This is a genomic window from Photobacterium gaetbulicola (genome assembly GCF_003025515.1).
Taxonomy (GTDB): Bacteria; Pseudomonadota; Gammaproteobacteria; order Enterobacterales; family Vibrionaceae; genus Photobacterium; species Photobacterium gaetbulicola.
This window is the reverse complement of sequence record NZ_PYME01000017.1, coordinates 96,442-114,121: the sequence shown is the minus strand read 5'-3', so window position 1 is coordinate 114,121 and position 17,680 is coordinate 96,442. Positions and strand designations below refer to the sequence as shown.

Here is a 17,680-nt window from a genome sequence, read left to right as displayed (position 1 = left end):
ATTACCCTTCCTTCTCAATTGTGTCCAGGCACTGACGTAGCAAAGGACCAAATTCATACTTACCTGGGCATACGAAGGTACATAGTGCTAGATCTTCTTCGTCCAGCTCTAGTGCACCTAGCTGCTGAGCACTGTCTACGTCACCTGCACACAGGTCACGAAGAAGCAGAGTCGGCTCGATATCAAGCGGCATCACTTTTTCGTAGTTGCCGATTGGCACCATCGCACGCTCAGAACCGTTCGTCGACGTAGTCATGTTAAATAGCTGACCCGGGAAGAACTGGCTTAGGAAAGAGCGAGTAACAGAGAATTTGTTTTTACCTGGCGCGATCCAGCCCAAGAATTCTTTCTCACGGCCTTCGCGAAGGGCAGAAACTTGTAGGTGATAGCGACCTAGGTAGGCGTGAGGGCCTTCGGCGTGAACACCATTCAGTACAGAACCAGAAAGGATACGCAGTTCGCCCGGCATCATTTCAGCATCTGTGATCTGCTCGATAGACGCACCGATCTGGGTACGAACTAGACGAGGGTTGTTAACTACAGGACCAGCCAGAGAAACCACACGGTCAGTGAAGATCTCACCTGTCAGGAACAATTTACCGAATGCGATAACGTCCTGATAGTTGATGTGCCATGCCACGTTCTCGATGCTTGCGCCGAACAGGGTGTGGATGTGAGTACCAACCAGACCCGCAGGGTGCGGACCGTTGAATACATGCTCTTCCACATTGGCTTCACTGCAGCGAGGTAGACTTGCACCAGACTTACAAACCAATACTTTACCGCTTGTTAGACGTGACAGTACTGTCAGGCCCGCAGTAAATGCATCGCTTTGCTCGTTGATAACAACTTCTGGGTTAGCCGCTAGAGGGTTAGTGTCGATAGCAGTTACAAAGATAGCCTGCGTTTCAGCATCGATCGCAGGGACCTTGCTGAAAGGACGCGTACGAAGCGCTGTCCACATACCAGACTCAACCAGCTGGTCTACCAGTACAGAACGCTCAAGCTGAGCAATCTGACCTGCGTCGTAGCTGTTATATGTAATCTGCTCGTCGCCTTCTACATCAATCACAACGGATTGTAGAACGCGCTTTGCACCACGATTGATTTCTGCAACCTTGCCGCTGGCTGGAGCAGTGAACTTAACGCCTGGGTTCTTCTTGTCTTCAAAAAGAACCTGACCTTTTTTCACTACATCCCCTACGCGGATATGCATTGTAGGACGCATACCAACATATTCTTCGCCAAGCAAGGCGACACGTGTGATGGCCTTGCCATCATTTATCGCCTGGGTAGGAGCCCCTGAAATAGGGATATCCAGACCCTTCTTTATTGTAATCATACGCACTTGCACTACATTAACGGGAAAAAAACTTTTCTATTGCGCAATTTAGACACGACTTTCCTTCGTCCGAAGCCGGCTTGATCCGCAACCAGCAACGCAACATCCTATTCACTTACCTATCACACTTTCGGCGACGAGTAATTTTGAGGCCGGAATTTTAGCATTATTTCGTTGGATTTTACCATGGCAAACAACGCTAATCGGGCTGAAAATCGGCTAACTCTTTAAACGCAATATCAATGTTGGGTAATTATTTTGAACTGACACACAAAAGTGACAATCCGGTGCAATTATCATTTTTTTCTCATCGTCACCGAAATATTAATAAAAACCCAACATTTACCATACAGTCACAACAATGGGGCAAAATGCCCCATTATTATATGTTTCAAATATGTCGCCATGTTAATCAATGTTAACAACTGATGCGCCTAAGATCCCTTGGCAGTCTTACTTTTCCACCACAACATCAAGCAAAGCACCAAGGTTTATACCAAGCCAGAAGTGAGGCTCGGTCACGGGATACAATTTCAATCTACCTATAATAGGCCGTATCTCTGCAATAGTACGAAATTGAGTACGAAAATGATGCTGCAAATCTCAAACTTCAGAATAAAAAAAACCGCAACGGTTGCGGTTTTTTAACTGGTTCAGCTGTCAGTCAGCCCAGTTTGCTGCCACCGCGGCAGGCCGGTGAAGCCGGCGCACCTTGCTGCTGACTCTGCCACTCGGCTTCGGTGTAAGTATGGATGGCCAGCGCATGGATATCATTGGCCAACTCGTCTGCCAGTGCCGTGTTAACCGCTCGGTGGCGACCGATAAGGCGCATCCCCTCGAACTGCTCACTGACGACAACCACCTTAAAGTGACTTTCAGAGCCTTCCGGCACATTGTGCATGTAACTCTCATTGATCACGTCGAGGTGAAGGGGCGAGAACGCTTGCTGTAATTTATCTTCTATACGTTCCTGGATCATGGTTTACCTTCTCCGACGGTAAAATCCCCCTGCCGCTGACAACTTAATCGGCAGTAGTGATAAATACCCTATAAAGACTGACATAAAATTTGTTTTAAGTAGGTGCTGGTTTTGCGAAAATACCAGCCAATGAGTAAACATACCGTAAAGTAACCGTTAATGAAACCAGAGCTAACCCTTCATGAGCGTACGCTGACCCTGCAGCGCTACCCCGCAAGGAACAATGAAACCCTGCAAGCATGGGACGCTGCAGACGAGTACCTGATCAATCACGTCACAGAAGCGGGTATTCCCCTCGACCCAACCCGTCCCATTATTATCCTCAACGATAGTTTCGGGGCACTGAGCTGCTGGTTTGCCGATGACGGGGAAGTCACAACGGTTACCGATTCTTTTATCGCCAAGCAAGGCTGTATGGCTAACCTCACCGAGAATCGGCTACCACCAGCCTCCATCATCGACTGCCTGGCAGAGCTGCCTGAAAATCCGCAGCTGGTATTGATGAAGCTGCCGAAAAACAATCGACTGCTGGTATGGCAACTGCAGCAACTTTGCCAGTTGCTGCCGGCTGATTGCCCAGTCATTGCGGCAGCCAAGGCCCGCGATATCCACTCTTCGACCCTGAAACTGTTCGAAAAGCATCTGGGTGAGACCAAAACCTCGCTGGCAGTGAAAAAAGCAAGACTGATTTTCTGCCAGGCCAACCCGGCTCTTGCCCAACCGTTGCCTGCCCCTCAGCAATGGGACGTACCCGAGCACAAGATGACCCTGTCCAACCATGCCAACGTATTTTCCAGCGATAGTCTGGATATTGGTGCCCGTTTGCTGCTCGAGCACATCCCGCGCGGTGGGCAGTATCAGGACATCATCGATCTGGGCTGCGGTAATGGGGTGATCGGTATCAAAGCCGCCCGCCTTAACCCACAGGCGAAGGTGATCTGTGTGGATGAGAGCTACATGGCCGCGGCGTCGGCCCAAATGAATGCCGAGCACAACCTTGACAATCCTGACCAGCTCACCGCCAAGGTCAATAACTGCCTGGACGGCTTCCCGGCCCAGAGTGCCGATTTGGTGTTGTGTAACCCGCCATTCCACCAGCAGTCCGCGATCACTGACCATATTGCCTGGCAAATGTTTTGCGATGCCAAGCATGCCCTGCGCGCCAATGGCAAGCTGGTTGTGATAGGTAACCGCCACTTAGGTTATGGCGCAAAGCTAAAGCGTCTGTTTGGCAATGTCACTGTGATTGCCCAAAATAACAAATTTGTCGTTTATCAATCAGATAAGTAAATTACAATATCACTTTTTACGGGGGCTAGCGCTGCCCCCGCTTTACCCAAGGATAGAATAACTATGAAGAAGCTTCTTGTTGCGGCCTCCATACTTGCCCTGACCGCCTGCTCTAGCCCGTCAGAGCCCCAGCTTACGATCAACCCTGAGCCGGTGATCGCTTCACAGCCTCTGGTACAAGGCAAAAGTTTGAACCTCGATAGCCGTGATCTTCGCACCGCCCAATTCATTGCCGTGGTCGACAGCGGCCGTGAAAATGTCCAGCCGCTGCACAGCAACGAAAACCTGCGCCTGACACTGGAAGATGCCCTATCACGCCAGTTGACGGCGCAGGGATACACCCTCTCAGAAGACAGTGCAGGCACGTTGCGCCTTGATATCCTGGAAGCCATGGTCAACGTCAAGCACAGTGTGATGAGCCATGAATTGAGCAGCAAGCTACAGCTCCAGCTGGTCGTTGAGACCCCGCAAGGAAAGTTCGTCAAGCGCTATTCAGGCAAATCTTCCCGCAATGGTGCAATGAGTGCATCGGTAGGAGACATGGAGCAGGCAATGAACAATTTGATCACCGCCGTTCTCAAAGACATCTATGCTGATCCAGAGTTGAACGCTTATATGCAGGAGAACCTATAATGCGTCGTTTGCTATCGACCCTACTGTTTTGCCTGGCTCTGCCGGTCAGTGCGGCCCCGCAAGTCTCGGTAACCACCAACTTGGGCGAGTTTGTCATCGAGCTTGAGCAGGAAAAAGCCCCGATTTCGAGTGAAAACTTCCTTCGTTACGTGGAAGATGGCAGCTACGAAGGCACCATTTTTCACCGGGTGATCCCGGGGTTTATGGCCCAAGGCGGTGGTTTTGATAAAGATCTCAAGCGCCGTTCGAGCTACGAGCCAATCAAAAATGAATCGACCAATGGGCTGAGCAATGCCAAGGCGACGGTCGCCATGGCTCGTACCCAGGCACCAGACTCGGCCACCCGTCAGTTTTACATCAACTACCAAAACAACACCTTCCTAGATGCCAAGGGCAGCCAGCCTGGCTATGCGGTATTCGGTATAGTTGTGAGCGGCTTCGCAGTTATTGAAAAAATGGCAGAAATTCCGACAACAACTATCCGCTCCATGGGTATGAAAGATGTTCCGGAGCAGCCTATAGTTATTGAAAGTGTCAAAATTATTAAAAATTAGACACAGGTTAATGTCACCTGATCATTAGCCTGTGATCAGGTGACAGCTATGCTCAAACTTGTCTCTTCCAAACAAGGTGTCCCCGCATCATTGATCAGCCAGCACATTGCTGATCATGCCCCCGCTATCGCCCTCAGCGCCCTGGGCACCATCAGCGGCAGCATCAATTATGACGCGATGAAAACCACCGTCACCGAACACCTGCACGAATGGTGGAAACTCTCTGTCCCCTCTGGCTCGCCAGACGATCATTACGAGTCGACCTACTGGTACTTAATCCACTTGCTGGAGTCCCTCGAGGAGCACGAGCTGCTGGGCAACAATTTCATGCAATACAAGGTCAGTTCGGCGGCGCATTATTTGCTGGGATTGGGTGAGCGTCAGGCCAAGATGCAGGGGATCCGCCCTTAACCTGCGCCATGTAACCCTGGTCTTTCTTCCCTCTTTTCTTTCGCTTTGTTTCAGCAATACACAAGTTTCATACTTTGCCACCACCTTTTACTGTATTTTTACCAAATTACTCGGTAGCTTGCGGGTATACCCCTATTGCTTGGGGTTATACTACTGGCTGCTAAATCAGAAAGACCTGAGGGATCCATGGAGCAATCGATTGAAAATGAAAAACTTGGCTGGCGAGTTTATCTAGAGAAAAAAGTCCTTATCATGCTGGCACTGGGCTTTTCTTCCGGCCTGCCGTTGCTGCTGGTATTTGGTACCTTGTCTTTCTGGCTGCGTGAAGCCGATGTCAGCCGCACAGATATCGGTTTTTTTAGTTGGGTGGCCTTGGCCTACGGTTTCAAATGGATCTGGTCGCCCCTTATCGACCGCTTTCCTATTCCCGTTCTTTCCGGACTACTCGGACGCCGGCGAGGCTGGATGGTGTTCTCACAGTTGCTGATCATTGCCTCTCTAGCCGGCATGGCCGTCAGCAATCCGCAGGGCGATTTAGTCCAGCTGGCGATCTTTGCCGTCATCGTCGCCTTTTCATCGGCTTCGCAGGATATCGTGATCGATGCCTACCGTATCGAGTTGGCCTCGGAGCGGTTGCAGGCGGCGCTGGCAGCGGCCTACATGACAGGCTATCGCCTGGCGATGATCATGGCCGGTGCCGGTGCGTTGGCCTTTGCCGCCTGGTTCGGCTCCAATACCGGGTATGATCCTGAAGGCTGGAAATACGCCTACTTCATCATGGCCAGCCTGATGGGCGTTGGCCTCGTGACTGCGCTGTGTATCCACGAGCCGACTATTGATAGCTCCGCCATAGACAATGTCGAACAAGAATTCCGCCAGGAACTGATTGCCAAAGGGACTTCCCCTCGCACGGCAAGGCTTATGGCCTGGTTCTATACTGCCGCCATCATGCCATTCAAAGATTTCTTTGATCGGTATGGCAAACAGGCCTTGCTCATTCTGGCCCTGATCGGCTGTTACCGGATCTCCGATGTGGTAATGGGAGTCATGGCCAACGCCTTCTATGTCGACATGGGCTTTACCAAAACCGAAGTCGCTTCGGTATCCAAGGTCTATGGTGTGATCATGACCCTGCTCGGCGCTGGCCTCGGCGGGATCCTGGTCAGCAAATACTCGACCATGCGTATCCTTGCCCTCGGTGCTGTGCTCGCTGCCGTTACCAACTTGGCTTTCATGGTCTTTAGCTATATCGGCAACAGCCTGCCGATGCTGACCCTGGTGATCTCACTCGATAACCTTAGCGCCGGTATCGCCACTGCGGCTTTCATTACCTTCATGTCGAGCCTGACCAACGTGGCTTTTTCGGCGACACAATACGCCTTGTTCAGTTCTATCATGCTGCTGTTCCCGAAATTTATCGCAGGCTTCTCAGGCTTATATGTCGATATGTTTGGCTACAATATCTTTTTCCTCACCACGGCCCTGATTGGCCTACCGGTACTAGGCTTGATTTATATCGTCAATAGGCACACTGGAAGCTTGGCCGCAGAGAGTCACTAGCTACATTTCCCCAGCAAATAGCAAAAAAGGAAGTATTCTGTTGAGCAGGAATACTTCCTTTTTTATTTGCCATTGTTTTTATCGCTAATTGGGCTCGCAAAAGTGCGCTTAGAGCCCCCTCTTCACACTTAGTTCAGAAAAATTACCATGAAATGCATAAAAAACACGCTAAAGATCACTTTTACCTGATTTTGTAATCGATTACAAACGATCAAGATCACATTTAGCAAAGGATTGCGCAATCGTTACATTCACAAAGGTGACATAAAGCAATAAACTCTCCGCCAACAGAACACGGACAATCAAAAGTCCGGTCTTAAAACACAATTAGCGAGAGTTCACCCATGCGTAAATCACTAGTAGCACTAAGCGTTCTAGCTGCCTCAGCTGCAACAGCAGTAAATGCGGCAGATTACTCTGACGACATCCACAAAAACGACTACAGCTGGTCTCAGTTCAACCTGATGATGGCTGTTGACGAACTTCCAGGCGAGTCAACTCACGACTACCTAGAAATGGAATTCGGCGGCCGTTCAGGTATCTTCGACCTATACGGTTACGTTGATGTATTCAACCTAACTAGTGATCCAGGTAGCGACAAAGCTAACGCAGAAAAAATCTTCATGAAGTTTGCGCCGCGTATGTCTCTTGACGCGGTAACAGGCAAAGATCTGTCTTTCGGTCCTGTACAGGAGCTATACCTAGCGACTGTTATGGAGTGGGGCGGCATGTCTGGTGTTAACTCTCAGAAAATCGGTCTGGGTTCTGACGTCATGGTGCCATGGTTGGGCAAAGTTGGCCTTAACTTCTACGGTACTTACGACTCAAACCACAAGGACTGGAACGGCTTCCAGGTATCTACTAACTGGTTCAAGCCATTCTACTTCTTCGAGAACGGCTCATTCATCTCTTACCAAGGTTACATCGATTACCAGTTCGGTATGGAAGATGAATACGCATCAGCAAGCAACGGCGGTGCGATGTTCAATGGCCTGTACTGGCACTCTGACCGCTACGCAGTGGGCTACGGCCTGAAAGCGTATAAAGACGTATACGGTATCAAAGACACAAGCGCCTTTAAATCAAGCGGCGTTGGCCACTACTTCAGCGTAACTTACAAGTTCTAAGTTGCTGCTCACGTAGTTGACGAAAAAGCACCTTCGGGTGCTTTTTTTGTTTTGGCTGGCTCCTGCTACTCCCTGGTCTCTCAAATCTAAGATAGAAATTACTTTCGAGACACCCTGTCTTTGTTGTTCATTTCTGGCACATTTTTCCAGCTTTAAGAATTTCACACGCAAGATCCTTGCCGCAGTTGCAAGACAGCGCCCCGTCGCCGACCACTTCCGCTAGCCTTTAATTAGCACTGGACTACGCCAGACTACATGGCCCACCAGCGCTCAACAGGCAATGGCAAATGGCTAGCGAGACACTATCATGTATAAAACCCTGACCGCTTTGAGTATCAGCGCAGCATTGATGCTGCCCGTAACCAGCTATGCTGTCGACTACTCCGATGATATCCGCAAGAACGACTATAAATGGATAACATTCAACCTGATGCAAAGTATCGACAACAAGATCCCCTTTGGCTTCCAAGATGACACCTACTTTGAAATGGAGTTCGGCGGCCGCTCAGGCTGGCTTGACGTATACGGCTACCTGGATGTGTTCGACATATTCAACTCCAGCACCTCAGACCGCAACAAGCCACAAGGCAGCGATGATTTCGCCGACAACTTTTTCTTCAAGTTTGCCCCGCGCTTGTCAATCGATGGCATGACCGGCAAAGACTTGTCGTTTGGTCCGGTACAGGAACTCTATATTTCCACCGTCACCAACGTCGGCGATAACGCGTTGTTTGAACATTACATCGGGCTGGGCTCTGACATCGAGATGCCCTGGTTCGGCAAGATGGGACTCAATACCTATGCCCGCTATGTGCGCGAGAACTTCGGCGCCGCTAACGAGGGCAAATGGGACGGTTACATGGTGTCGACCAACTGGTTCAAGCCCTGGTACACCTTTGCCAGCGGCCATTTTGTCACCTATCAAGGCTACTTGGATTATAAATTCGGCGCATCAAAGATAACCGATGATCCAAACCGTAGTACTACGTCAATTGAGTGGTTCAATGGTATCTATTACCATACCCCTCAATGGGCTTTTGGCTACGGCCTCAAATATTATGACAATATGGCTCTGTTCAAAGATGGTGGGATAGCCGGCGAAACGACAGGATTTGGCCACTACCTCTCGGCCAACTATAAATTCTGACCGGTTCCCCATCTAACTTCTGCCTACCTCCGCTCAGGGAAGAGCGGAACACTCTCTTCTCATTTCCATCAGTGATATCATCACGCTAAAGAAACGAAACACGGAAGCACGTTGTGAAGATCACCATTCTCGGTGCAGGTGCCATCGGCAGGCTGTGGGGCTGCAAACTTGCCGCAAAAAACGAAGTCCACTTCTGGACGCGTGATAACAAACAGCAACTATCGATTCATCTATCAGGCACTGACGCGACAGCCAATATCACGTCAGAAGCCAGCTATCAGTTTGACGCTAACCAGCCGCCTCAGCTCAGTAGCAGTGAGCTGTTGCTAGTTACCGTCAAAGCGTTTCAGGTACAACCCGCTATTCAAGCGGTCAAAGCCCACCTGAGACCCAGTACCGTCGTCGTCGTCATGCACAACGGCATGGGGAGCCAGCAAACCCTAATGGAAATGCTTCCTGATAATCCTATCATTTATGCCACAACAGCACAGGCCGCGTTCCGTCCAAGCGAGGGAGAAGTACGCCATACCGGTATCGGTCCAACCCTATTGGGCGGCATCACTGCTCAGGGAAATCGCTTACAGCACCTGGGCCAGCTCTTTGATGATGCCCTTTCCCCTTGCCAGTGGCAGGACGACATCAACCTCCCCTTATGGCGCAAGCTGGCGATAAACTGCGCCATCAATCCGCTAACCGCCCTCCATAATTGCAAAAATGGTGAGCTGGCACTGGCACAGTTTGATACCGAACTTACCAATATTTGCCAGGAAGTAGCTGAGGTCATGACCGCAGAGGGCTACCCAGTGGCAGGCTCTGAACTCCGGCAACAGGTCGACACGGTGATAAAAGCAACGGCAGGCAACTTTTCTTCCATGAATCAGGACGTTTGCCATCAAAGACAGACTGAAATCGACTATATTAGCGGATATCTTATTGCCCGGGCGGCAGCACACCAGATCGCTGTGCCTTGCAACCAACGCCTGTGGCAAGCAATAAAAGAACTGGAGAAACAATACCATGACCAATGACAGCGCCCGCCCAAAAACGATCAGGGTAGCGGTATGCATTGCCCCGGGTACCGAAGAAATGGAAGCCGTGACCACCATAGATATGCTGGTACGCGCCGGTTTCTCGGTAACTACCGCCAGTGTCGCCTCGGATGGTGCCTTGATCATGGAGGGCTCGCGCGGCATCAAGCTGGTCGCCGATACCGCCTTGGTCAATATTGCCGATGAGCCGTTTGACTGCGTGGTCCTGCCGGGCGGCCTCGGCGGGGCCGAATGCTTCCGCGACAGCCCGCTGCTGGTTGAATTTGTCAAACAGCATAAATACGACGGCAAATTAGTCGCCGCCATTTGCGCTGCCCCAGCCTTGGTGCTTGAGCACCACCAGCTCTATCCCGACGCACTGATGACCGCGCACCCAAGCTTCCACGACCATATCCCGGCCGAGCGCCTGCGTACCAAGCGAGTGGTTTACGACATCAATCACCGTCTACTGACCAGCCAAGGGCCGGGGACAGCGATGGAATTCGCGTTTGAGATCATCAACCACCTGGCCGGCAAGGAAAAGGCCGCCGAGGTCGCGGAGCCGATGGTGGTGTGGCCGAATATGCACTACACGGTTTTACCTAGAAAATAACACCAAGGAAATAGGGCCGAGGAAATTAGTCCTGCCCGAGGTACAGACATAAAAAAACGAGAACCTTACGGTTCTCGTTTTTGTTTTGGTTCTGTGGTTCTGTGGTTCTGTGGTTCTGTGGTTCTGTGGACAGATTTCCCAAACCATGATTATTGTCAACCATCAGCTTTTTACATTCAAAAAGCTAATGTCAGAACAATCATATAGACACAGTATCTAACTTTCTATGGACCGCCTTTAAACCCATAGGGCCATAGCACCACAGTACCATCGCATCGCTCTTACGGACGATACACCTTGACGTTATCAAAGCCGTTCTCTTTCAGGTACAGCGCCTGAAGACGGCTCATTACGCCACGGTCACAGTACAGCAGGTACGTTTTGTCCTGCGGCAGATCGCCAAACTGGGTCGCCAGCTTGTAGAACGGAAGGTGCTTCACATCGACATTGTCGATTTCCAGCGGGTTCTCGTCCTCTTCATCCGGGCTACGGATATCCAGTACCACGGCGTCGGTCTCGATCTGGTCGACCAGCTCGATTTCCGGTGCCTGCTCCTGGCTCTCTTTTTCGATGTCACGGATATCAATCACACGCGCCTCAGTGACCACTCGCTCAAGAACAGTAAAATCGAACTTCGCTTCCTCGGCTTCCAGCTTCTCTTTCACCGCTTTGACTGTCGGGCTCTTGGAAATCACACCACAGAACTCAGGCATGGTCTTGGCAAAATCTTCGGTACCGATCTGGCGGGCAACATCGATAATGTCTTCCTTATCCCAGTTGATCAGCGGACGCAGGATCAGCGTATCGGTCACGTTATCGATATGACGTAGGTTAGTCAGCGTCTGGCTCGATACCTGGCCCAGAGCTTCACCGGTTACCAACGCTTCGATACCAAAGCGCTCAGCAACCATACCCGCTGCACGCATGAACATGCGCTTAAGCACAACGCCCATCTGGCCGTCATCAATGTTTTCAAGGATCTCGCCGACTACCGGTTCGAAGTCGATGGCAATAAACTTGACCTTAGCGGATGAACCGAATTTCTTCCACAAGAAGTGGGAAACCTGCTTCACGCCGATTTCGTGCGCTGGACCGCCTAGGTTGAAGAAGCAGTAATGGACTTTGCTGCCGCGCTTGATATGCAAGTAGCTCGACACACCCGAGTCGAAACCACCGGAGATCAAGCTCAATACGTCTTCCTGGGTCCCCAGCGGGAAGCCACCTAACCCTTTATGGCGGGCTAGGATCTGGTTAAGCTTGTCGTTCTGGACTTCGACACGCACCGTCACATCCGGGTTCTTCAGCTTCACCGATGCCGACTCAATCGCTTGGTTCAAACCGCCCCCGACGTAACGCTCCAGCTCAATCGAGGTAAAGTCATGCTTACCGGTACGTTTGGCACGCACACAGAAAGTCTTGCCTTCTAGGCTGTCACCAACATGGGCCAGCGTCTGCTCGTAGATATCGTGCAGATCGGTAAAATCCGTTTGCTTAACTTCCAATGTATGGTGAATACCCGGAGTCTGGGTCAAGACAGCCAACACTTCTTCACGCAGGCTCTCGTCTTTTGGCACCACTTCAATGTGGCTGCGGCGGTTGTATACCGCAATAGAATCAGACAGACGCTGAAGGATAATGCGAATGTTACATTCTAAGATTCTGGTAAAACGCTTACGTACGGATTCACTCTTTACGAAAATCTCAGGATGGGGTTTAACGATAAATTTCATAACACGCTTCGCTACACTGGGCCAAACAATACCAAAAAGGATCAAAGGCGCGGATTATACAGCAAGCAGGCTGTTGCTGAAACAAGGATATATAGTCAAGCTACTTAAATATAGTGTAGGCATATTTTCATTTAGCGTTAGCCAGTTGCTTATCCCCAAACAAACAAAGGCCGTCTCCTGCTCGGGAGACGGCCTGTAAAATCACACCAAGCCGGCTTACTGAGTACCGCGACTGGAAATTTCTTCGCTGTAGTGGGGCTCGCCCTGCATGATGGAAATTTCTACCCGACGGTTGGCCTTGCGCGCATCCGGGGTGCTGTTGTCGTTCAGTGGCTGGGTATCGGCCAGGCCAACCACCCGCAGCCTTTGATGGTCGAAGCCATCAACCTGCTCCATCTCCTGCGCGACCGACACCGCGCGCTGGGCAGAGAGGTCCCAGTTAGAGCGATAAAGCTCTGAGTCCAATTTTTGGTTGTCGGTATGGCCACTGACGCGGATCACCCCCGGCACGTCTTTGACCAAATCCGCCACCTGGCGGATCAGCGGACGGAATTTCGGCTGCAAGAAGGCCGATCCTTCCGGGAAGGCACCCTTCTCCTTGATGCGGATCACCACCTGCTGGCCGAGGTTCTCCACCTCGATGGCCCCTTCTTCCACTTCGCGGTTCAGGGCCTGCTTGAGTACCTCGAGCAACTGCTCTTGGGCTTCGGACATTTCCGACTCGTTGTTCTGGTTTTGCTGGGTCGCGATTTCTGCACTCTGACCACCGGTCAGCTTGCCGGCATCACGCTTGGTCCCGCCTGCCCGGTCGGAATCCCCTTCGTGGAAATCCAAGGTACGCTGGGTCATGTCGATGGTCTGCTGCATGATCACCTCAATCGGTGTCGGCTCGGGCCGACCCGGGCGGAACTCCTGGGCGATCACACTGGTGCCCTTGGGAATATCCTTCACCTCCAGCATATTCTGCACCCCGAACGCAAATTTCATCGAACCGGCGATCTGCTTGAACTTCAGCACGTCCATTTCAGAAAAGGACAGCAGCAGAACAAAGAAACACATCAGCAGCGACATCAAGTCGGCAAAAGTGCCCATCCACTGTGGCAGGCCCGGAGGGGGACATTTATGTTCTTCTTCCATCTGCCCTTCTTAATCGTCAACGTTGATAGTACGTTTTTTCTCGTTGAGGTAGTTCTTCAAATAGCTGTCGATAACCCGCGGGTTCTGGCCATCCTGAATCGCCAGCACCCCATCGAGGATCAGGCGGCGGTTGAGCTTTTCCTCATCTTTGCGCAGCCCCAGCTTCGCCGCAATGGGCAGCATCACCATGTTGGCCAAAATCGCCCCGTACAGGGTAGTCAGAAGGGCAACTGCCATCGCCGGGCCAATCGACTTAGGATCGTCCATATTCGACAGCATGGCGACCAGACCAATCAGCGTACCGATCATCCCCATCGCCGGCGCAACATCGCCCAGCGCCTTGAAGATACTGATCCCCTGCTCGTGGCGTTCATTGGTCAAGGCGATGTCTTTTTGCAGTGTCGCCCTTACCACATCGGCGTCATGGCCATCCACCAACAAGTCAACGCCTTTGCGCAGGAAGGTATTGTCCACTTCCATTTCTTCGAGCGCGAGGAAGCCACCTTTACGGGCGGCATCGGCCATCTCGACGATTTTAGCAATCAAGTCTTCCGGGTTGTCGTTCTTGAACATAAATGCCTTGAGGGCAATTTTCGTCGCCCCCAAAAACTGGCCGACGCTATACTGCATCAATGCTACAAACAGCGAACCACAGAACACAATCAAAATAGACTGGGTATCAACGAACATGCCAAAGCTGCCGCCAAGCACCATCGCCATTATGACAAAAGCAAATGCCCCAATTAATCCTATAAGGGTTGCCAAATCCACTTGGTAGTCTCCAGTTCGTTGCTCTCAGGAATCATTTTCGAGCGAACATTGTATCTAGCCCCTTGTGACCTTTCAAAGCCACAATGCAAAAAGGGCTGCATTCGTTCATTATTCACGCTTCGGGAAGCTTCCAGACGAAACCCACCCCCGCAATTCTCTTTGCTGCACCTTGTTATCGGCACTTGGCTGCTCAGGTTTAGTCCTGCCCCAATAAAAAATGAAAAATCCTGTTTGTGACACAAATTACTGTGAGATAATTTGACCCAGAATACGCTCTACGCTATTTTTTCGAGCACTTATATAAGAAGCGACACCACTATGGCAGCCAAAAAACCAGAAAATATGGCCTTTGAAGCCGCATTGGATGAACTAGACTCAATCGTCAACGAGCTGGAATCCGGTGATATTGCGCTAGAAGATGCGCTGAAAAAGTTCGAGCGCGGCATTGCTCTTGCCCGTACCAGCCAACAAAAGCTGACCCAAGCCGAACAGCGCGTTGAAATCCTGCTTCAGGCAGACGACGAAGCTCCCCTGACCAAATTTGATGCAAATAATGAATAACACGCCATCACTGTCGCAATCACTCCAGTTTTACCAAGCGCGTAGCAACCAGCAACTCGGGGACTGGATCGATACCCAGCCCTTTGCCGACCTACCGCTGATCAAAGCGATGAAACACGGTGCCCTGCTTGGCGGCAAACGCGCCCGTCCGTTCCTCACCTATGTGACCGGTGAAATGCTCGGTGCCAACGTGGCTGATCTCGATACACCGGCCGCTGCGGTGGAATGCATCCATGCGTACTCACTGATCCATGATGATCTCCCGGCGATGGATAACGACGATCTGCGCCGCGGCCAGCCGACCTGCCATGTTGCTTTCGATGAAGCGACGGCGATTCTGGCCGGTGACGCGCTGCAAACCCTGGCGTTTGATATTCTGGCCTCGGGCCCATTGAGTGCCGACGGCGAAGCCCAGCGGGTCACCATGATCCGAGAACTGGCCAAAGCCTCCGGGGCCAGCGGTATGTGTATGGGCCAGGCCCTTGATCTGGATGCTGAAGGCAAACAGGTGGGCCTTGAGCGGCTCGAAACCATCCATCGCCACAAAACCGGGGCGCTGATCCGCTGCGCGGTTCGCCTGGGAGCGCTGGCAGCCGGAGACAAAGGACTTGCTGTTCTGCCCCACCTAAATGCCTATGCCGATGCAATTGGTTTGGCGTTTCAGGTTCAAGACGATATTCTAGATGTAATAAGTGATACCGAAACCTTGGGCAAGCCGCAAGGTTCAGATATCGAGCTGGAAAAAAGTACCTATCCTGCTCTTCTCGGGTTGGATGGCGCAAAGGCAAAAGCTCAGCAACTGTACCAACAGGCACTACACGCATTGAGTGCAATCCCTTACAATACAGAACAATTAGAAGTTTTTGCCCGATACGTCATCGAGCGCAATAACTAAAAACAGCAAAGCGCCGTGAATGTTATGACACTGGATATTTCAAAATACCCTCATCTGGCGTTGGCCAACACACCAGATGAGTTACGCCTGCTGCCAGCAGAGAGCCTGCCGGCGGTGTGCGACGAGCTACGTACCTACCTACTGAACTCGGTCAGCCAGAGCAGTGGCCACTTTGCCTCTGGCCTGGGAGCCGTCGAGTTAACCGTCGCTCTGCATTATGTATACAACACCCCCTTCGATCACCTGATCTGGGATGTCGGCCACCAGGCCTATCCGCACAAGATCCTTACCGGTCGTCGTGATCAGATGCCGACTATCCGCCAGAAAGGCGGGGTACACCCCTTCCCGTGGCGTGAAGAAAGCGAATACGATGTCCTGTCGGTCGGTCATTCGTCAACCTCGATCAGTGCCGGTCTGGGGATGGCTATCGCCGCGGAAAAAGAAGGTCTGGGCCGCAAGGTCGTCAGTGTCATTGGTGACGGTGCCATCACCGCCGGGATGGCTTTCGAGGCAATGAACCATGCCGGTGATGTCCATTCGGACATGCTGGTGATCCTCAACGACAACGAAATGTCGATTTCGGAAAATGTCGGCGCCTTGAACAACCACCTTGCGCGCCTGCTGTCCGGTAACCTTTACACCACTATCCGTGAAGGCGGTAAAAAAGTCCTTTCCGGTGCGCCGCCGATCAAAGAGCTGGTGAGACGTGCCGAAGAGCACCTCAAGGGCATGGTGGTTCCTGGCACCATGTTCGAAGAGCTGGGCTTTAATTACATCGGCCCAATTGACGGGCACGATGTCGAAGAGCTGGTCAAAACCCTCAAGAACATGCGCAACCTCAAGGGACCGCAGTTCCTGCACATCATGACCAAGAAAGGCAAAGGCTATGCCCCTGCCGAGGCCGATCCGATCAACTACCACGCGGTACCCAAGTTTGATCTGAGCCAGAACCCGATCCCGAAAGCGAAAAGCCAACCGACCTTCTCCAATGTCTTCGGTGACTGGCTGTGCGACATGGCCGAGCAGGATGATAAGCTGATGGCTATCACGCCGGCGATGCGCGAAGGCTCTGGCATGGTCCGCTTCTCCAAAGAGTACCCGTCGCAGTATTTTGACGTGGCAATTGCCGAGCAGCATGCCGTGACCCTGGCCACGGGTATGGCGATTGGTGGCTACCACCCGGTTGTGGCGATTTATTCGACCTTCCTGCAGCGGGGCTACGATCAGCTGATCCACGATATCGCCATTATGGATCTGCCGGTCATGTTTGCCATCGACCGCGGCGGACTGGTCGGTGCCGACGGCCAGACCCACCAGGGGGCCTTCGACCTGAGCTTCATGCGCTGCATTCCGAATATGGTGATCATGGCGCCGAGCGATGAAAACGAGTGCCGCCAGATGCTCTACACCGGCCACCAGCACCAAGGCCCGTGTGCGGTACGTTACCCTCGCGGTAGCGGAACAGGCATTGCGCCCGCGCGAGAAATGACAGCACTGCCAATCGGTAAAGGGGTGGTTCGCCGCCAAGGCGAGAAAGTCGCTATCCTCAATTTCGGCACCATGCTGAGCTACGCGCTTGAGGCCGCCGAAAGCCTCAATGCAACCGTCGCCGACATGCGCTTTGTCAAACCGCTGGATGAGGCTCTGATCCTCGAGCTGGCTGCCAGCCACGACGTGTTGGTCACGGTGGAAGAAAATGCCATCGCCGGCGGTGCAGGCAGCGGTGTCAACGAGTTCCTGATGAAACAGAAGGTGCTCAAGCCGGTACTGAACCTCGGCCTGCCGGACCGCTTCATTGAACAAGGCACCCAAGCCGAACTCCATGCGATGCTGGAAATTGACGGCCCGGGGATCGAGAAACAGATCCGCGCTTATCTCGACTAAGCCGACACCCAGCGATAA

The 17,680-nt window shown here is 52.0% G+C and carries 17 protein-coding genes; 12 read left to right on the top strand and 5 right to left on the bottom strand.

From position 1 onward, the window contains the following. Position 1: 1 nt before the first annotated feature. Together C9J03_RS15930 and bolA are read right to left on the bottom strand one after the other, a co-directional pair. Entirely contained in the window at positions 2 to 1,342 is a 1,341-nt protein-coding gene (locus C9J03_RS15930) for a Na(+)-translocating NADH-quinone reductase subunit A (RefSeq protein WP_044624058.1), read from the bottom strand. Positions 1,343 to 2,006: 664 nt separating this feature from the next. Next, positions 2,007 to 2,321, bottom strand: coding sequence for a transcriptional regulator BolA (gene bolA / locus C9J03_RS15925; protein ID WP_044624059.1), 315 nt, complete (start codon positions 2,319 to 2,321; stop codon positions 2,007 to 2,009). Between the two features lie 159 nt (positions 2,322 to 2,480). Between bolA and C9J03_RS15920 the strand changes: the two genes are divergently transcribed. From C9J03_RS15920 to yajL, 9 genes are all read left to right on the top strand, one after another. After that, on the top strand, positions 2,481 to 3,611 hold the full coding sequence (locus C9J03_RS15920) for a methyltransferase (RefSeq protein WP_044624060.1): 1,131 nt from the start codon (positions 2,481 to 2,483) through the stop codon (positions 3,609 to 3,611). A gap of 63 nt (positions 3,612 to 3,674) precedes the next feature. Next, the gene (locus tag C9J03_RS15915; protein WP_039460598.1) at positions 3,675 to 4,244 is read left to right on the top strand and encodes a YajG family lipoprotein; all 570 of its coding nucleotides are present in this window, start codon (positions 3,675 to 3,677) and stop codon (positions 4,242 to 4,244) included. Further along, a complete protein-coding gene (locus C9J03_RS15910) occupies positions 4,244 to 4,798 on the top strand; it encodes a peptidylprolyl isomerase (protein ID WP_044624061.1) in 555 nt (184 codons plus the stop codon). Before C9J03_RS15915 ends, C9J03_RS15910 begins: the two co-directional genes overlap by 1 nt. 48 nt (positions 4,799 to 4,846) lie before the next feature. Further along, complete coding sequence (locus tag C9J03_RS15905; protein WP_044624062.1) at positions 4,847 to 5,209, top strand: hypothetical protein; 363 nt, start codon at positions 4,847 to 4,849, stop codon at positions 5,207 to 5,209. Between the two features lie 186 nt (positions 5,210 to 5,395). Further along, complete coding sequence (locus C9J03_RS15900) at positions 5,396 to 6,769, top strand: AmpG family muropeptide MFS transporter (protein ID WP_044624063.1); 1,374 nt, start codon at positions 5,396 to 5,398, stop codon at positions 6,767 to 6,769. Positions 6,770 to 7,113: 344 nt separating this feature from the next. Next, entirely contained in the window at positions 7,114 to 7,896 is a 783-nt protein-coding gene (locus C9J03_RS15895) for a nucleoside-specific channel-forming Tsx family protein (RefSeq protein ID WP_044624064.1), read from the top strand. A 307-nt stretch (positions 7,897 to 8,203) separates the two neighbouring features. Continuing rightward, positions 8,204 to 9,043, top strand: a complete 840-nt coding sequence (locus tag C9J03_RS15890; RefSeq protein WP_044624065.1) for a nucleoside-specific channel-forming Tsx family protein — start codon at positions 8,204 to 8,206, stop codon at positions 9,041 to 9,043. A gap of 113 nt (positions 9,044 to 9,156) precedes the next feature. Then, positions 9,157 to 10,071 (top strand): 2-dehydropantoate 2-reductase, encoded by a 915-nt coding sequence (panE, locus tag C9J03_RS15885; protein WP_044624066.1) that lies wholly within the window; start codon positions 9,157 to 9,159, stop codon positions 10,069 to 10,071. Further along, complete coding sequence (yajL, locus tag C9J03_RS15880; RefSeq protein WP_044624067.1) at positions 10,061 to 10,684, top strand: protein deglycase YajL; 624 nt, start codon at positions 10,061 to 10,063, stop codon at positions 10,682 to 10,684. Before panE ends, yajL begins: the two co-directional genes overlap by 11 nt. Positions 10,685 to 10,965: 281 nt before the next feature. Here yajL and thiI read toward each other — a convergent pair whose 3' ends face one another. From thiI to pomA, 3 genes are all read right to left on the bottom strand, one after another. Beyond that, complete coding sequence (thiI, locus tag C9J03_RS15875) at positions 10,966 to 12,414, bottom strand: tRNA uracil 4-sulfurtransferase ThiI (RefSeq protein ID WP_039460582.1); 1,449 nt, start codon at positions 12,412 to 12,414, stop codon at positions 10,966 to 10,968. A 216-nt stretch (positions 12,415 to 12,630) separates the two neighbouring features. Further along, a complete protein-coding gene (locus C9J03_RS15870; protein ID WP_039460579.1) occupies positions 12,631 to 13,551 on the bottom strand; it encodes a flagellar motor protein MotB in 921 nt (306 codons plus the stop codon). A gap of 9 nt (positions 13,552 to 13,560) precedes the next feature. After that, a complete protein-coding gene (pomA, locus tag C9J03_RS15865) occupies positions 13,561 to 14,322 on the bottom strand; it encodes a flagellar motor protein PomA (protein WP_039460577.1) in 762 nt (253 codons plus the stop codon). Between the two features lie 318 nt (positions 14,323 to 14,640). Between pomA and xseB the strand changes: the two genes are divergently transcribed. The 3 genes from xseB to dxs are packed head-to-tail and all read left to right on the top strand — an operon-like array spanning position 14,641 to position 17,662. Next, the gene (xseB, locus tag C9J03_RS15860) at positions 14,641 to 14,883 is read left to right on the top strand and encodes an exodeoxyribonuclease VII small subunit (protein WP_039460575.1); all 243 of its coding nucleotides are present in this window, start codon (positions 14,641 to 14,643) and stop codon (positions 14,881 to 14,883) included. After that, complete coding sequence (gene ispA / locus C9J03_RS15855) at positions 14,876 to 15,778, top strand: (2E,6E)-farnesyl diphosphate synthase (protein WP_044624068.1); 903 nt, start codon at positions 14,876 to 14,878, stop codon at positions 15,776 to 15,778. The genes xseB and ispA overlap by 8 nt, the downstream gene beginning before the upstream one ends. A 24-nt stretch (positions 15,779 to 15,802) precedes the next feature. After that, positions 15,803 to 17,662 (top strand): 1-deoxy-D-xylulose-5-phosphate synthase, encoded by a 1,860-nt coding sequence (gene dxs / locus C9J03_RS15850; RefSeq protein WP_044624069.1) that lies wholly within the window; start codon positions 15,803 to 15,805, stop codon positions 17,660 to 17,662. The last annotated feature ends 18 nt before the right edge of the window (positions 17,663 to 17,680 follow it).

Bases quoted from the DNA above. Each gene is read 5' to 3' on its own strand.
- C9J03_RS15930 (WP_044624058.1), bottom strand. From the start codon at position 1,342: ATGATTACAATAAAGAAGGGTCTGGATATCCCTATTTCAGGGGCTCCT.
- bolA (WP_044624059.1), bottom strand. From the start codon at position 2,321: ATGATCCAGGAACGTATAGAAGATAAATTACAGCAAGCGTTCTCGCCC.
- C9J03_RS15920 (WP_044624060.1), top strand. From the start codon at position 2,481: ATGAAACCAGAGCTAACCCTTCATGAGCGTACGCTGACCCTGCAGCGC.
- C9J03_RS15915 (WP_039460598.1), top strand. From the start codon at position 3,675: ATGAAGAAGCTTCTTGTTGCGGCCTCCATACTTGCCCTGACCGCCTGC.
- C9J03_RS15910 (WP_044624061.1), top strand. From the start codon at position 4,244: ATGCGTCGTTTGCTATCGACCCTACTGTTTTGCCTGGCTCTGCCGGTC.
- C9J03_RS15905 (WP_044624062.1), top strand. From the start codon at position 4,847: ATGCTCAAACTTGTCTCTTCCAAACAAGGTGTCCCCGCATCATTGATC.
- C9J03_RS15900 (WP_044624063.1), top strand. From the start codon at position 5,396: ATGGAGCAATCGATTGAAAATGAAAAACTTGGCTGGCGAGTTTATCTA.
- C9J03_RS15895 (WP_044624064.1), top strand. From the start codon at position 7,114: ATGCGTAAATCACTAGTAGCACTAAGCGTTCTAGCTGCCTCAGCTGCA.
- C9J03_RS15890 (WP_044624065.1), top strand. From the start codon at position 8,204: ATGTATAAAACCCTGACCGCTTTGAGTATCAGCGCAGCATTGATGCTG.
- yajL (WP_044624067.1), top strand. From the start codon at position 10,061: ATGACCAATGACAGCGCCCGCCCAAAAACGATCAGGGTAGCGGTATGC.
- thiI (WP_039460582.1), bottom strand. From the start codon at position 12,414: ATGAAATTTATCGTTAAACCCCATCCTGAGATTTTCGTAAAGAGTGAA.
- C9J03_RS15870 (WP_039460579.1), bottom strand. From the start codon at position 13,551: ATGGAAGAAGAACATAAATGTCCCCCTCCGGGCCTGCCACAGTGGATG.
- xseB (WP_039460575.1), top strand. From the start codon at position 14,641: ATGGCAGCCAAAAAACCAGAAAATATGGCCTTTGAAGCCGCATTGGAT.
- ispA (WP_044624068.1), top strand. From the start codon at position 14,876: ATGAATAACACGCCATCACTGTCGCAATCACTCCAGTTTTACCAAGCG.
- dxs (WP_044624069.1), top strand. From the start codon at position 15,803: ATGACACTGGATATTTCAAAATACCCTCATCTGGCGTTGGCCAACACA.